The following is a 13,653-nucleotide window of genomic DNA, read 5'->3' on the forward strand; positions in this document are numbered from 1 at the left end:
CGCCGTACGAGGCGTACGAGGCGTACGGGGCGTACGCGGCCTGCGGGCTGAAGGCCGTACGAACTGAGGGCCGCCGCACCACCCGGTGCGGTGGCCCTTGGCGTTTCCCGCCGCCCGGCGGGCCCGGGCCGGGGACCATCGGGCCATGACCGTACGTCGTACGCTCCTGACCCTCGCCCTGTGCGGCGCCCTCCTGTCGTCCGGCACCGCCGCGGAGGCGTCCCGTCCGTCCGCCGGGCCGCAGCCGCCGCGCATGCACGCCTACGGCCCGCACCCGCGCCAGACGATCACGGTGTACGGCACCGGCGGCCCGGCCCTGGTGGTCCTGCACGGCGGGTCGTGGGCGCGGGACACCGACTGGAGCGGCTGGTCGCGGTGGTTCGCCGCGCGCGGCTTCACGGTGTACGAGACCGACTACCGGCTCTCCTCGGACGCCGTCTGGCCCGCGCAGCGCACGGATGTCCTGGCCGCGCTGCGCTGGGTCGCCCGCCACGCGGGCCCGCGCGCCGGGAAGCCGCTGCTGCTCGGCTCGTCGGCGGGCGGGCACCTCGCGGTGAGCGTCGGCGCGTACGGCGAGGGCCGGGCGTACGCGCGGGGCGTCGCCGCGCTGTCCCCCGTGGCCTCGCCGTACCGGGCCTGGCTCGACGGCACCCGGCCGGACGCCCCGCCCGAGCGGCGGGGGCTGGCCCGGGCGGCGGAGCGGCTCGCCGGGTGCGTGCCCGACCGCGCGGGGGCGCGGTGCCGGGAGCGGTGGGACGACATGACGGCCGCCTCGCACGCCTCCGGCGCGCGGGACGCTCCGCTGTACCTGGTGCACTCGGCGGGCGACTTCGTGCCGCCCGCGCACGCGGCCGAGCTGGCTGCTGCGCAGCGTCGTGCGGGGCTGGAGGACGTGACCGTGCGGACGGTGCCGGGGGATGCGCATGGTGGGCCGCTCCTGCGGGAGCGGGGGCTCGCCGAAGGCGTTCTGCGGTGGCTGCGGGCCCGCGCCCGCGGGTGAGGCCGCGGTGCCCTCCGCTTTCCTGCGCTTCCCTCCGCTTCCCTCCGCCGCCCTGTGCTTCTCTGCACTTTCCTGTGCTTTCCTGCGGTGGTGTCTTGGGCGCGGGTCGTCCTGGGCTGGGCGCGCAGTTCCCCGCGCCCCTTTCGGGGCGCTCACCCCGAGCGGAGTGACTGGTCGGGGCCGGTGGCGTTTCGTCCCTTTGGTGGTGTTGCCTGCCGACCGCCGTCCTGGGCTGGGCGCGCCGTTCCCCGCGCCCCTTTTGAGGCGCTCACCGCGGGCGTAGTGACTCGTCGGGGGCGTTGCGTTTTCCTTCGGGGCCCCGCGTTCCTTTCAGGGCGCCCCACCGGGTGAGCAGTGTGATGGTGCGGACGGTGGCTGCGGCTGCCACCAGGCACAGCAAGGTCCAGAACAGCGGTACGCCCCAGGGGCGGCCGACCTTCCAGGGGTGTTCGGCCAGGAGTTCGGTGCCGTGGCGGAGCGCGACCATGTGGTCGCCGTGGGCGCCCGCCGGCAGCTCCACCGGGAGGCTGATCCTGGCCTTGCCGCCGGGGGCGACCGTGCCGCGCCACTGCTGTTCCTCCCAGCGCGGGGCCCGCACGCCGTGGGCGGCGCCGATCCGGAAGACGGGGTCGACGACCGGCGTGGAGCCCCTGTTGCCCACGGTGAGCACGAGCCGCCGCGAGGGCGCGGCCCCGAACCACGTCAGGACGCCGTCCGCCCCGTCCAGCCGGGGCTCCCCGAGGACCGCGAGGCGGCCGCCGCGCGGCTTCGGCAGCGCCCGCACCGGATGCCCGGCGATCGTCAGTGGGGCGGTCGCGGTGGCCTTGGCGCCGGTCACGGTGGCGACGCGCACCACGCACGGGCAGGGCCGGGGCGGCTCGGTGACGGGCAGGTGCCGCCGGAAGGCGCCGTCGCCGTCGGTGGTGACGGCCCGGCCACGGGAGTGGGCGCAGGAGCCGGTTCCGCCGGGCACACCGCCCGCGGGCGCGGCCTGTCCGCACACGAGCAGCATGAGCAGCGCGCGGGGCCGCCACCCCGCGCCGGTGACGGTGACCGAGCCGCCGGTCCCGGCCTGGGCCCTGGAGAGGGTGACGGCGGGCCCGCGCGTGTCCGCGGCAGCCGTGCCCCGGGCGGTCACGGCGTACCCGAGGAGCGCCAGGACCACGGCGAGGGCGTACACGCCCGGCCGCCTCCGCCCCACCTTCACCGCTCACCCACCCTCACCGCTCGCCCCACCTGCACCGCTCGCCTCCCGTCCCCGTGACGGCCCGGCGGGACCCGCTCAGCCGCCCGCCCGGACGGGGAGCCGTGCCCGGCGGGGACCCGCTCAGCCTCCCGCCCGGTTCCGCCGCGTCAGCCACAGCACCCCGGCCGCGCCCACGAGCAGCACGGTGCCGCCGAGCGTGCCGAGCGCGAGGGTGGAGTCCGCGGGTCCGGTCCGCGGCAGCTCCTCGTCCCCGGACGGGGTGTCCCGCGCGCCGTCCGAGGCGTCCGAGCCGGAGCCCGCGCCGGGCGCGGAGCCCGCGTCGGAGCCGGAGCCGGAGCCCGCGTCGGAGCCGCCCGCCTTCCGGACGTCCAGGGTGAGCGACGGCTTCGGGTCGTTCGCGGGGGTGCACGTGGTCGTCGTACCGAGGGCCTTGATGGTGAGGACCCCGGCGGTGAAGGTGACCTTGCCGGACTTCTCGGGCGTGTACGTGCCCGTCAGGGTGCTGATCTTGATGGGGGTGTTGGCCGGGACGGGCTCGGCGTTGGGCGGCCCGGACACCGTGACGGTGCCCTTGTCCGCGCCGCCCAGCTCGATGACCGCGCTCGGCTTCATGGCGCCCTTGCCGAGTTCGACGGGGCTGGAGGAGACGCCCTTCTGGAAGGACATCGTGAGCTTGTGGCCGGCGCCGCTCCTGGTGCTCTTGATGTCGATCGGCGAGACGGCGCCCTTGTTCCCGATGGGCGTCCTGCACTGGTAGTCCACGTCCTGGACCTCGGCCCGCGCGGCGGGTGCGGTCAGCAGCAGGGCCGATCCGGCCAGAGCGGCGGTGACCACGAGCGCGGCGGGCTGTTTCTGGTACGACACCTCGTCTTCCCCTCATGCCGTGGTGCGGGCGGATCCGTGCCGCACGGCCGCTTTAGCTGACGGCACATCAGATCGGGCGCTCAAGGTACGCCGGGGACCTTGCCGAGGGAAGACACAGGGAGGAAGACGAAGACGGGGGACGACATGCGGACATGAGGACGCGCCGGATCCGTGGGGATCCGGCGCGTCCCGAGAGGCTCGGCAGCCGTGGTCGTCCGGGCGCGCGGCCCGGGGCAGGGGGCGCGTACCCCTAGCTCGGCGCCTCCAGCTCCGCCCACACCGACTTGCCCGTCGCGCCGGGGGCCCGGACGACGCCCCAGTCGAGGCAGAGCCGCTGCACGATGAACATGCCGTGCCCGCCGGGCCGCCCGGCGCGGTGCGGCGTGCGCGGCTCGGGCCGGCCGGCGCCGCGGTCGGAGACCTCGATGCGGAGCACCTTCCTGTCGGCGTCGCAGGAGAGCCCGAGCTCGTCGGGCCCCTCGGCGTGCAGGCAGGCGTTGGTGACCAGCTCGGAGACGACGAGCAGGACGTCCTCCGCGGCGGCCCGGCGGTCGGCGGTGGCCGCGGGCAGCCAGCCCCAGGCGTGCAGCGCCTCGCGGGTGAAGTCCCGCGCGAGCGGCACCACGCCACTGGCACCCTCCAGGCTGAGCCTGCGGACCTGACGGCCCGCGGGCCCGGGGGCCGGGTGCGCGGGAGCGTCCGCGACAGCGGCCTCCGGGTCCGGGCCACGGTCGCCCGGCGAGTAAGGCCGGGTGGCGCTCATCAGCACTTCACCTCACCGACAAGAGGACTCTGGACAAGTGACGGGCCGCGGCCCCCGGCGGCGGGTCGCTGGCCCACCCGGCCGCTCCCCGGCCGCTTGTCGTTTCTGACGTTTGTTGTGTCATACGAACCACCGGCCGCCGGACACCGGCCGCCGACGGATACTGGGTGACTTCTGCCCGGCCGATCCGTGCGGACACCCATGGATTCTGCAGATACCGTGTGGCGCCCATAACGCATTGGTCACAGAGTGACGGCTGACGCATAACGCTTCACTTCATACGTCCCACTGTTTCCCACGCGTCTCACGCTCCCCACGAAAACAGGTGGCGCTCAGTCGGCGAGCGCCGCTTCCAGCGTCTCGTGGACGGTGAAGACGGCGTCCGCCCCGGTGATCTCGAAGACCCGGGCGACCACCGGCTGCATACCGGCCAGATGCACCGCTCCACCCGCCGCCTCGGCCTTGAGCCGGGCGCCCAGGAGCACGTTCAACCCCGTGGAGTCGCAGAACTCCAGCCGTGAGCAATCCACCACGAGGCGTGAGAAGCCCTCGTCGACGCAGCCTTCCAGCGGCTCCCGCAGCAGATCGGCGGTGTGGTGATCGAGCTCACCCACCGGCGTCACGACGGCACCGCTGCCCTCTTTCCGGACTTCCACCAGAAGCCGGCCCCTGTGTGCACTGCCGACCGTCCCGCGGTCCATGCCGTCACTCTCTTCCGACCGTCGTGAGTTGTTCCCTGACGCGCGCCGTGGCGCACGATGACGCCCCTGAACATTACGCCTTCCGTACGCCTCGGGGTACCCGAACATCCCCCTGAATTCCGACATTTCGCCACGAAGCGCACTTGCGATGCCTCCGCGGAAGCGGGTAGGGGTAGAAGAGACACCACTCGACCCGGACGGCCATGGAGGCGCCGCACACCGCAGTGCACGTAGTGGCATCGGCAGCCATATGCCGAGAACGATGGAGGACACCATGTCACCCCGGCTCGACGAATCGCGAACTGACCAAGCGACGTCGACACCCCCGCCGAACCCCGCCCGACCCACGATCCCCGGCCCCGCCGCCGAAGCCCTGCCGCCGGTCCGCACGGACAAGGCGCTCGCCGGCGAGCGGCCCGAGTGCCTCTCCGGGCTCCCCGAGATCCCCCCGTACGACGAGGTGGGCGCGCTCGACGCGCGAGCCCTGTCCAAGACGCTCTTCGAGCGGCTCGAGTCCCTCGAAGAGGGCACGCACGCCCACGCGTACGTGCGCAACACCCTGGTCGAACTGAACCTGGCGCTCGTCAAGTTCGCCGCCTCCCGGTTCCGCTCCCGCAGCGAGCCGATGGAGGACATCATCCAGGTCGGCACCATCGGCCTCATCAAGGCCATTGACCGCTTCGAGCTCAGCCGCGGTGTGGAGTTCCCCACCTTCGCGATGCCGACGATCGTCGGCGAGATCAAGCGCTTCTTCCGCGACACGTCGTGGTCGGTCCGCGTCCCGCGGCGCCTGCAGGAGCTGCGGCTCGACCTCGCCAAGGCGGGTGACGAGCTCGCCCAGCAGCTCGACCGCGCGCCGACGGTGGCCGAGCTCGCCGAGCGCCTCGGCCTCACGCACGACGAGGTCGTCGAGGGCATGGCCGCGTCCAACGCCTACACCGCGAGTTCGCTGGACGCGCAGCCCGAGGAGGACGACTCCGAAGGCGCGCTCGCCGACCGCATCGGCTACGAGGACCACGGCCTCGAAGGCATCGAGTACGTCGAGTCCCTGAAGCCGCTCATCGCGGAACTGGCGCCGCGGGACCGCAAGATCCTCTCGCTGCGGTTCGTGGCGAACATGACGCAGTCGGAGATCGGCGAGGAGCTCGGCATCTCGCAGATGCACGTGTCGCGCCTGCTCTCCCGCACGCTGGTGCGCCTGCGCAAGGGCCTGACGGTCGAGGAGTAGCCGCGCCCGGCGCGGTGTCCCCGGACCCGCCCTTCCCTCACGCCCTGGGGCCCCGCCCCCTGGACCCCCGTGCCGCCGCCCGACGGCGCGCCGGGGCCCGGGGGGCGGGGCCCCGGCTCGCGTCAGGGTTCGGGTGCCCGCCGGTTCCCGTTCTAATCCACCGGCCGCGCCCTCATCACCAGCTTGTTCACCCCCCACAGGGCGATGCCGATCGCGAGCAGCACCCCGGCGCGGATGTAGACGTCGGCGGGCCGGTCGGCCAGCGGGCTGGCCAGGATCAGCGCGGTGATCGCGCCGAGGACGGGCAGCGCGGTCGGGGTCCGGAAGTGCCGGTGCTCCACACGGTCGCGGCGCAGTACGAGGACCGCGACGTTGACGACGGCGAACACGCACAGGAGCAGGAACGCCGTGGTGTCGCCGAGCCCCTCGATCTCGCCGGTGGAGACCAGGCCGATCGCCAGCAGGGACACGAAGACGATGCCCGTGACGGGCGTGCGGCGGCGGGCCAGGACGCGCCCCATGGCGCGCGGCAGGATGCGCTCGTTGGCCATCCCGTAGCAGAGGCGGGAGGCCATCATGATGTTGATCAGCGCCGAGTTGGTGACCGCGAACAGCGCGATGAGCGCGAAGAGCTTGTGCGGGAAGTCCACGCCGCCCGCCTTGACGACCTCGAGCAGCGGGCCGCTGGAGCCCTCCAGGGTCCCGTGGTCCACCAGCAGGGACGAGACCAGGGCGACCAGGACGTAGATGGTGCCGGTCACCGCCACGCCGATGAAGATCGCGCGGGGGAAGGTGCGGGTGGGGTCCTTGGTCTCCTCGGCCATGTTCACCGAGTCCTCGAAGCCGACGAAGGCGAAGAAGCCGAGCGCGGTGGCGCCCAGGATGCCCGTCATCAGCGCGTAGCCGGAGCCGTCCGACTCGAACTCGGTGAGCCGGCCGGGCTCCCCGTCGCCGGTCAGGACCGCCCAGGCGCCGATGGCGAGGATGATCATGAGTCCGGTCAGCTCGACGAGCGTCAGCACCACGTTCGTCTTCACCGACTCCGACACCCCGCGCAGGTTCAGCGCGGCGAGGGCGAGGATGAACGCGATCGCGATCAGCGTCGGCGGCAGCGCGTCGCCGGTCAGCTCGCTCAGGTAGTCGCCGCTGAAGGCGCGGGCGGCGGCGCTCGCCGACGACAGGCCCGAGCACATGACCATGAAGGCGACGATGAAGGTCAGGAACGGGACCTTGAACGCCTTCTGCGTGTAGAGGGCGGCGCCCGCCGCCTTCGGGTACTTGCCGACCAGCTCCACGTACGAGGCGGCCGTCAGGATCGCCACGACGAAGCCGATGAGGAAGGGCAGCCACAGCGCGCCGCCCACCTTCCCGGCGACCTTGCCGGTGGTGGCGTAGATGCCGGTGCCGAGGATGTCGCCGATCACGAAGAGGATCAGCAGTTTCGGGCCGAGGACCCGGCGCAGGCCGGGCTCTTCGGCGGGCGGGTGCGCGGTGGCGCTGCTCGTTCCTGAGGTCGTCACAGGAGCCTCCCCCGAACATGGCGTGGACCGTGAGAAGGAGCTCTTGCCCCTGACGGGCCGTCGGAATGCGGGAGTTGAGGAAACTCAGAGGTCATCGGGGGTCTCTCCGGCGTCGGGGACGGGGCGCGGACGAGGGTGCGGACGAGGGCGGGGGCGGTGGCTGGGGCGGTGGCGGGTGCGACGGCGGGACGGGGGCCGCGACCGGCGGCGCCCGCCGGTATCCGTCGGCACCCGTCGACGACCGTCGTCGTCCGCCGACGTCCTCCGGCACCCGTCGGCCGCTCGTGCGCGCTACAGCCCGCGCAGCGCGTCCGGCGCCTCGCCGCCCGCCTCCGCGACGATCTCCCGCGTGGTCTGCTGCGCGCGCACGCGCGAGAAGCGGACCGTGCCGTCGGCGCCCACCGCGTACCCGTGCACGGCGGGCCGGGGCAGGCTGTTGTACGAGTAGTGGTGCGCGAAGTAGTACGCGCCGGTGTCGAGCGCCGCCACCAGGTCGCCCGCGGCGAGCGGCGGCAGCGGCCGGTCGGTGGCGAGCAGGTCGCCCGCGAAGCAGGCGGGACCGGCGACGTCCTGGCCGGTGGCGGGCCCCTGCCTGGGGCGGCCCGCGGCGTCGTAGGCGACGATCCTGAGCGGCCAGGACTCGGGCGCGTACACCGTGCGGGTGGCCGACTGGACGCCCGCGTGGGTCACCGCGACGGCCCGCCCGCCCGCCTGCTTCACGTACTCGACGCGGGCCAGCAGCACGCCGTGCTTGGCGAGCAGCGAGCGGCCGAACTCGGTGACGAGGCCGTAGCGCCCGTCGAGCAGGCCGGGTACGCGCTCCTTGAGCAGGCGGGCGTACTCCGCGTGCGTGGGCCGCTCGTCGTCGGAGCCGAAGTTGACGGGCAGCCCGCCGCCGATGTCGACGGTGTCGACCTGGCGGCGCCCGGCGCGGGCGTTGATCTCCTCGGCGAGTTCGTACGTGGCCTCCACGCCCTGGACGAGCAGGTCCAGGGGCATGCCCTGGGAGCCGGAGTGGGCGTGCAGCCGGGTCAGCCACGGCCGGTCGAGGAAGGCCTGGACGAGCCGGTCGCGGGCGCCCTCGTCCCGCAGCGGCACGCCGAACTTGGAGGTGGCGGTGGCCGTGGAGAGCGCGCCGATGGAGCCGCCGCCGACCTGCGGGTTCACGCGGACGCCGAGCGGCGAGGCGGTGGGCGCCGAGCGGACCAGGGCGTCGATGCGGGCCAGCTCCTGCGGGTTGTCGGCGTTGACGGCGATGCCGAGGGCGAGGGCCTCGCGCAGCTCGGCGGGGGTCTTGGCGGGCGAGTCGAGGACGGTGCGCGCGGGCGGCACCCCGGCGGCGCGGGCCAGGGCCAGCTCGCCGGGGCTGGCCACCTCGGCGCCGATCCCGGCCTCGTGCAGCAGCCGCAGCACGGGCATCAGGGGCGTGGCCTTCACGGCGAAGGCGTGCAGGACGGGGGTGCCGGGCGGGGTGACGGCCGCGAAGGCCGCGGCGAGGGCGGCCGCGGAGGCGCGGATGCCGGTGACGTCGAGGAGGCCGGCCACGGGGGCGTCGGGGCCGAGGACGCCCTGGTCGACGGCGGCGCGGACGGCGAGGTCGCGCCGTGCGCGGGCGGAGCCGCCGGGGAGCGGGGCGCCGTCGGCGGGGGCGGGGACGCCCTGGCCCGGGCCGGCCGTACCGGCCGTGTCGTGATCGAGGCTCATGTGCTCCAGGCAATCACCCGGGCGCCGCGGGCGCTGGCCGTACGCCGCTATTGACTAGTCCTATTCACGTCACCAGGATGTGAATAACAAGGTCACAGCAGGAGGAGGCACCGCCATGTCAGGACCGAGGCCCGTACGAGCGCCGCGCGGCACCGAACTGAGCGCCCTGGGCTGGCAGCAGGAGGCCGCGCTGCGCATGCTCCAGAACAACCTCGACCCCGAGGTCGCGGAGCACCCCGACAAGCTCGTCGTCTACGGCGGCACGGGCAGGGCGGCCCGCGACTGGCGGTCCTTCGACGCGATGGTGCGCACCCTGAAGACCCTCAAGCAGGACGAGACGATGCTCGTCCAGTCCGGCCGCCCCGTCGGCGTCATGCAGACCCACGAGTGGGCGCCGCGCGTGCTCATCGCCAACTCCAACCTGGTCGGCGACTGGGCGAACTGGGAGGAGTTCCGCCGCCTGGAGGCCCTCGGCCTGACCATGTACGGCCAGATGACGGCCGGTTCGTGGATCTACATCGGCACCCAGGGCATCCTCCAGGGCACGTACGAGACGTTCGCGGCGGTCGCGGCGAAGAAGTTCGGCGGCACCCTCGCCGGGACCATCACGCTGACCGCCGGCCTCGGCGGCATGGGCGGCGCCCAGCCGCTCGCCGTCACCATGAACGACGGCGTGGCGATCTGTGTCGACTGCGACCCGCGCGCCATCGAGCGCCGCATCGAGCACAAGTACCTGGACGTGCGGGCCGACTCCCTGGAGCACGCGCTCCAGCTCGCCACCGAGGCCCGCGACGCCCGCCGCCCGCTGTCGATCGGCCTGCTCGGCAACGCCGCGGAGCTGCTGCCGCGGATGCTCGCCGAGGGCGCGCCGATCGACATCGTCACGGACCAGACGTCCGCCCACGACCCGCTGTCGTACCTGCCGCTCGGCGTGGACTTCGACGACATGGCGGCGTACGCGGCCAAGGACCCGGCGGGCTTCACCACGCGGGCCCGTGAGTCCATGGCCCGGCACGTCGAGGCCATGGTCGGCTTCATGGACGCGGGCGCCGAGGTCTTCGACTACGGCAACTCCATCCGCGGCGAGGCCCAACTGGCGGGCTACGAGCGCGCGTTCGCCTTCCCCGGCTTCGTGCCCGCGTACATCAGGCCGCTGTTCTGCGAGGGCAAGGGCCCGTTCCGGTGGGCGGCGCTCTCGGGTGAGGCCTCGGACATCGCCAAGACGGACAAGGCGATCCTGGACCTCTTCCCGGAGAACGAGTCGCTGCACCGCTGGATCAAGATGGCGGGCGAGCGCGTCCACTTCCAGGGCCTGCCCGCCCGGATCTGCTGGCTCGGCTACGGCGAGCGCGACAAGGCGGGCGAGCGCTTCAACGACATGGTGGCCTCCGGCGAGCTCCAGGCCCCCCTCGCCATCGGCCGCGACCACCTCGACTGCGGCTCCGTCGCCTCCCCGTACCGCGAGACCGAGGGCATGCGCGACGGCTCCGACGCCATCGCCGACTGGCCGCTGCTCAACGCCATGGTGAACGTGGCCTCGGGCGCGAGCTGGGTGTCGATCCACCACGGCGGCGGCGTCGGCATGGGCCGCTCGATCCACGCGGGCCAGGTCACGGTCGCCGACGGCACGGCGCTCGGCGCCGAGAAGATCCGCCGCGTCCTGACGAACGACCCGGGCATGGGCGTGATCCGGCACGTGGACGCGGGCTACGAGGGCGCGGAGGCGGTCGCGTCGGAGCGCGGCGTGCGGGTGCCGATGCGGGAGGGCGAGTGACAGCGGACCGGCCCTCGGCCCCGTCCTCCGGCGCCAAAGGGGCTGACTCCCCGGCCGGGGCGGCCTTGGGGAACCCCCCGTCCTTCCAGGAGATGTGGCGCGAGCTGCACCCCGTCGGGCGCGACCGCGGCACCGGCGGCTACCGCCGCTCGGCCTGGACCGGCGCGGACGCCGACTGCCGCACCTGGTTCCAGGAGCAGGCCGCGCGCCGCGGCCTGGCGTACGAGACGGACCGCAACGGCAACCAGTGGGCCTGGCTCGGCGACCCCGCCGCGGGCGACGCCGTCGTCACCGGCTCGCACCTGGACTCCGTCCCGGACGGCGGCGCCTTCGACGGCCCCCTCGGCGTGGTGTCCGCCTTCGCCGCGCTGGACGAACTCCGGGCCCGTGGCGCGGTGTTCACCCGGCCGCTCGCCGTCACGAACTTCGGCGACGAGGAGGGCGCCCGCTTCGGCCTGGCCTGCGTCGGCTCCCGGCTCACGGCCGGGCAGCTCACCAAGGAGCAGGCGTACGAGCTGCGCGACGGTGACGGCGTACGGCTGCCGGAGGCGATGGAGGCCGCCGGGTACGACCCCGAGGCCATCGGCGCGGACCCCGGGCGCCTCGCCCGGATCGGCGCGTTCGTGGAGCTGCACGTCGAGCAGGGCCGCGCCCTCGACCTGTCCGGCGACCCGGTGGGCATCGCCAGTACCATCTGGCCGCACGGCCGCTGGCGCTTCGACTTCCGCGGCGAGGCCAACCACGCGGGCACCACCCGGCTCGCCGACCGCCGCGACCCGATGCTGAGCTACGCCGAGACGGTCCTCGCGGCCCGCCGGGAGGCGGAGCTCGCGGGCGCGGTGGCCACGTTCGGCAAGATCTCCGTCGAGCCGAACGGCGTCAACGCCATCCCGTCCCTGGTGCGCGGCTGGCTGGACTCGCGCGCCGCCGACCAGGACACCCTCGACACGGTCGTGACGGCCGTGGAGAAGGCGGCCCGCGAGTACGCCGACCGGCACGGCGTCGACCTCACCGTCGTCCGCGAGTCCTTCACCCCGGTCGTGGAGTTCGCGCACGCGCTGCGCGACGAGCTCGGGGCGATCCTGCGCGAGCGCACCGGCCGCGACGTCCCCGTGCTCGGCACCGGCGCGGGACACGACGCGGGCATCCTCTCCGCGTCCGTCCCGACTGCCATGCTGTTCGTCCGCAACCCCACGGGCGTCTCGCACTCCCCCGCCGAGCACGCGGTGGAGGACGACTGCGCGGCCGGGGTGCGGGCACTCGCCGACGTACTGGAGGGCCTGGCGTGCCGGTGACGCACACGTACTGGGCGGAGCACGCCTGGCTGGAGCCCGTGGTGGAGCCGGGCGTGGCGCTCGACGTGGGCGCGGACGGCAGGATCGCGGCCGTCCGCACGGGCGTGGCGGCCCCGCCGCCGGGCGCGACGGTGCTGCGCGGCCTGACGCTGCCCGGCCTCGCCAACGCCCACTCCCACGCCTTCCACCGCGCGCTGCGCTCGACCGCGCAGGTCGGCAGCGGCACGTTCTGGACGTGGCGGGAGGTCATGTACTCCGTGGCCGACCGGCTCACGCCGGAGACGTACCACGCGCTCGCGCGGGCGGTGTACGCCGAGATGGCCCTTGCGGGCGTCACCGCCGTCGGCGAGTTCCACTACCTGCACCACGCGCCGGGCGGCGCCCGCTACGCCGACCCCAACGCCATGGGCGAGGCCCTGATCGCGGCCGCCGCCGACGCGGGCATCCGCATCACGCTGCTCGACACGGCGTACGTGGCCTCCGGCCTCGGCGACGCCGGCGCGGGCGCGCCGCCCGACCACCACCAGCTCCGCTTCTCCGACGGCACGGCCCAGGCCTGGGCCGAGCGGGCGTCGCTCCTGAAGGACCGCGAGCACGCCCGGATCGGCGCGGCCGTCCACTCCGTACGGGCCGTGCCCGCGCGGCAGCTCGGCGCCGTCGCGGAGTGGGCCGCCGCGCGCCGGGCCCCGCTCCACGTGCACCTGTCCGAGCAGCGGGCCGAGAACGAGGCGTGCCTGGCCGTCCACGGCTGCACGCCCACGCGGCTGCTCGCCGACCACGGCGTACTCGGGGAGCGCACCACCGGCGTCCACAACACCCACCTCACCGACGAGGACATCGCGCTGATCGGCGGGTCCGGCACCGGCACCTGCATGTGCCCCACCACCGAGCGGGACCTCGCCGACGGCATCGGCCCCGCGCCCGCCCTGAAGCGGGCGGGCAGCCCGCTGTCCCTCGGCAGCGACAGCCACGCCGTCATCGACCTCTTCGAGGAGGCGCGGGCGATGGAGCTGAACGAGCGTCTTCGCTCGCACACGCGCGGCCACTTCACGGCCGCGGCGCTGCTGCGGGCGGCGTCGGCCGACGGGCACGCGGCGCTCGGCTGGGCCGACGCCGGGGCCCTCGCGCCCGGGGCGCTCGCCGACTTCGCGACGGTCGCGCTGGACTCCGTGCGGACCGCGGGGGCCGCGCCGCGGCTCGGGGCGGAGGTGGCGGTGTTCGCGGCGAGCGCGGTGGACGTGCGGCACACCGTGGTCGGCGGCCGCCACGTCGTCCGCGACGGCGCCCACACCCTCCTCCCCGACGTCCCGTCGGCCCTGACCCGGGCGGTGACAGCGCTGCACTAGGCCTCGCGGGGGGCGCCTCAGACCCGCCCCTTTCCCGTAACCAGGGGCTCCGCCCCCTGGACCCCCGAATCGCGCTGACGCGCTCGTCCTCAAACGCCGGACGGGCTGAAAGATCTCCAGCGGAGCCTTCCAGCGCGGACACGGCTGAAGATCTCAGCCGCGCTCGGCGGAAAATTCCAGCCCGTCCGGCGTTTGAGGACGAGGCGCGGAGCGCCGAAAAGCGGGGTCCAGGGGCGGCAGCCCCTGGTTAC

General features: G+C 74.3%; 11 protein-coding genes. 5 read left to right on the forward strand and 6 right to left on the reverse strand.

Translation table 11 applies throughout. From position 1 onward, the window contains the following. The first annotated feature begins 145 nt into the window (after positions 1-145). A complete protein-coding gene (locus QK440_RS07070) occupies positions 146-1,000 on the forward strand; it encodes an alpha/beta hydrolase (protein ID WP_282792117.1) in 855 nt (284 codons plus the stop codon). 268 nt (positions 1,001-1,268) lie between these two features. Here the strand turns inward: QK440_RS07070 and QK440_RS07075 are convergent, their stop codons facing one another. From QK440_RS07075 to QK440_RS07090, 4 genes are all read right to left on the reverse strand, one after another. After that, on the reverse strand, positions 1,269-2,180 hold the full coding sequence (locus QK440_RS07075; RefSeq protein WP_349239270.1) for a hypothetical protein: 912 nt from the start codon (positions 2,178-2,180) through the stop codon (positions 1,269-1,271). A gap of 147 nt (positions 2,181-2,327) precedes the next feature. Next, entirely contained in the window at positions 2,328-3,071 is a 744-nt protein-coding gene (locus tag QK440_RS07080; protein WP_282792118.1) for an LPXTG cell wall anchor domain-containing protein, read from the reverse strand. A gap of 250 nt (positions 3,072-3,321) precedes the next feature. Then, complete coding sequence (locus QK440_RS07085) at positions 3,322-3,834, reverse strand: ATP-binding protein (protein WP_282792119.1); 513 nt, start codon at positions 3,832-3,834, stop codon at positions 3,322-3,324. 332 nt (positions 3,835-4,166) lie between these two features. Further along, positions 4,167-4,535: an STAS domain-containing protein gene (locus QK440_RS07090; protein WP_282792120.1), complete on the reverse strand. Its 369-nt coding sequence runs from the start codon at positions 4,533-4,535 to the stop codon at positions 4,167-4,169. Between the two features lie 274 nt (positions 4,536-4,809). Between QK440_RS07090 and QK440_RS07095 the strand changes: the two genes are divergently transcribed. Continuing rightward, positions 4,810-5,763, forward strand: coding sequence for an RNA polymerase sigma factor SigF (locus QK440_RS07095; protein WP_282792127.1), 954 nt, complete (start codon positions 4,810-4,812; stop codon positions 5,761-5,763). A 152-nt stretch (positions 5,764-5,915) separates the two neighbouring features. Here the strand turns inward: QK440_RS07095 and QK440_RS07100 are convergent, their stop codons facing one another. Together QK440_RS07100 and QK440_RS07105 are read right to left on the reverse strand one after the other, a co-directional pair. Beyond that, entirely contained in the window at positions 5,916-7,283 is a 1,368-nt protein-coding gene (locus tag QK440_RS07100; protein WP_282792121.1) for an APC family permease, read from the reverse strand. Between the two features lie 291 nt (positions 7,284-7,574). Then, complete coding sequence (locus QK440_RS07105) at positions 7,575-8,987, reverse strand: diaminopimelate decarboxylase (RefSeq protein ID WP_282792122.1); 1,413 nt, start codon at positions 8,985-8,987, stop codon at positions 7,575-7,577. A gap of 115 nt (positions 8,988-9,102) precedes the next feature. On the opposite strand from QK440_RS07105, the gene hutU reads away from it, so the two are divergent. From hutU to QK440_RS07120, 3 genes are all read left to right on the forward strand, one after another. Then, entirely contained in the window at positions 9,103-10,761 is a 1,659-nt protein-coding gene (hutU, locus tag QK440_RS07110; protein WP_282792123.1) for a urocanate hydratase, read from the forward strand. A gap of 92 nt (positions 10,762-10,853) precedes the next feature. Continuing rightward, positions 10,854-12,056 carry an allantoate amidohydrolase gene (locus tag QK440_RS07115; RefSeq protein WP_282792128.1) on the forward strand — a complete coding sequence of 401 codons (1,203 nt, stop codon included), beginning with the start codon at positions 10,854-10,856 and terminating at the stop codon, positions 12,054-12,056. Then, complete coding sequence (locus QK440_RS07120) at positions 12,053-13,402, forward strand: formimidoylglutamate deiminase (RefSeq protein ID WP_282792129.1); 1,350 nt, start codon at positions 12,053-12,055, stop codon at positions 13,400-13,402. Before QK440_RS07115 ends, QK440_RS07120 begins: the two co-directional genes overlap by 4 nt. The last annotated feature ends 251 nt before the right edge of the window (positions 13,403-13,653 follow it).

The sequence above is a fragment of the Streptomyces sp. CC224B genome, assembly GCF_030010595.1.
Lineage (GTDB): Bacteria > Actinomycetota > Actinomycetes > Streptomycetales > Streptomycetaceae > Streptomyces > Streptomyces longispororuber.

Bases quoted from the DNA above. Each gene is read 5' to 3' on its own strand.
- QK440_RS07070 (WP_282792117.1), top strand. From the start codon at position 146: ATGACCGTACGTCGTACGCTCCTGACCCTCGCCCTGTGCGGCGCCCTC.
- QK440_RS07085 (WP_282792119.1), bottom strand. From the start codon at position 3,834: ATGAGCGCCACCCGGCCTTACTCGCCGGGCGACCGTGGCCCGGACCCG.
- QK440_RS07090 (WP_282792120.1), bottom strand. From the start codon at position 4,535: ATGGACCGCGGGACGGTCGGCAGTGCACACAGGGGCCGGCTTCTGGTG.
- QK440_RS07095 (WP_282792127.1), top strand. From the start codon at position 4,810: ATGTCACCCCGGCTCGACGAATCGCGAACTGACCAAGCGACGTCGACA.
- QK440_RS07105 (WP_282792122.1), bottom strand. From the start codon at position 8,987: ATGAGCCTCGATCACGACACGGCCGGTACGGCCGGCCCGGGCCAGGGC.
- hutU (WP_282792123.1), top strand. From the start codon at position 9,103: ATGTCAGGACCGAGGCCCGTACGAGCGCCGCGCGGCACCGAACTGAGC.
- QK440_RS07115 (WP_282792128.1), top strand. From the start codon at position 10,854: ATGTGGCGCGAGCTGCACCCCGTCGGGCGCGACCGCGGCACCGGCGGC.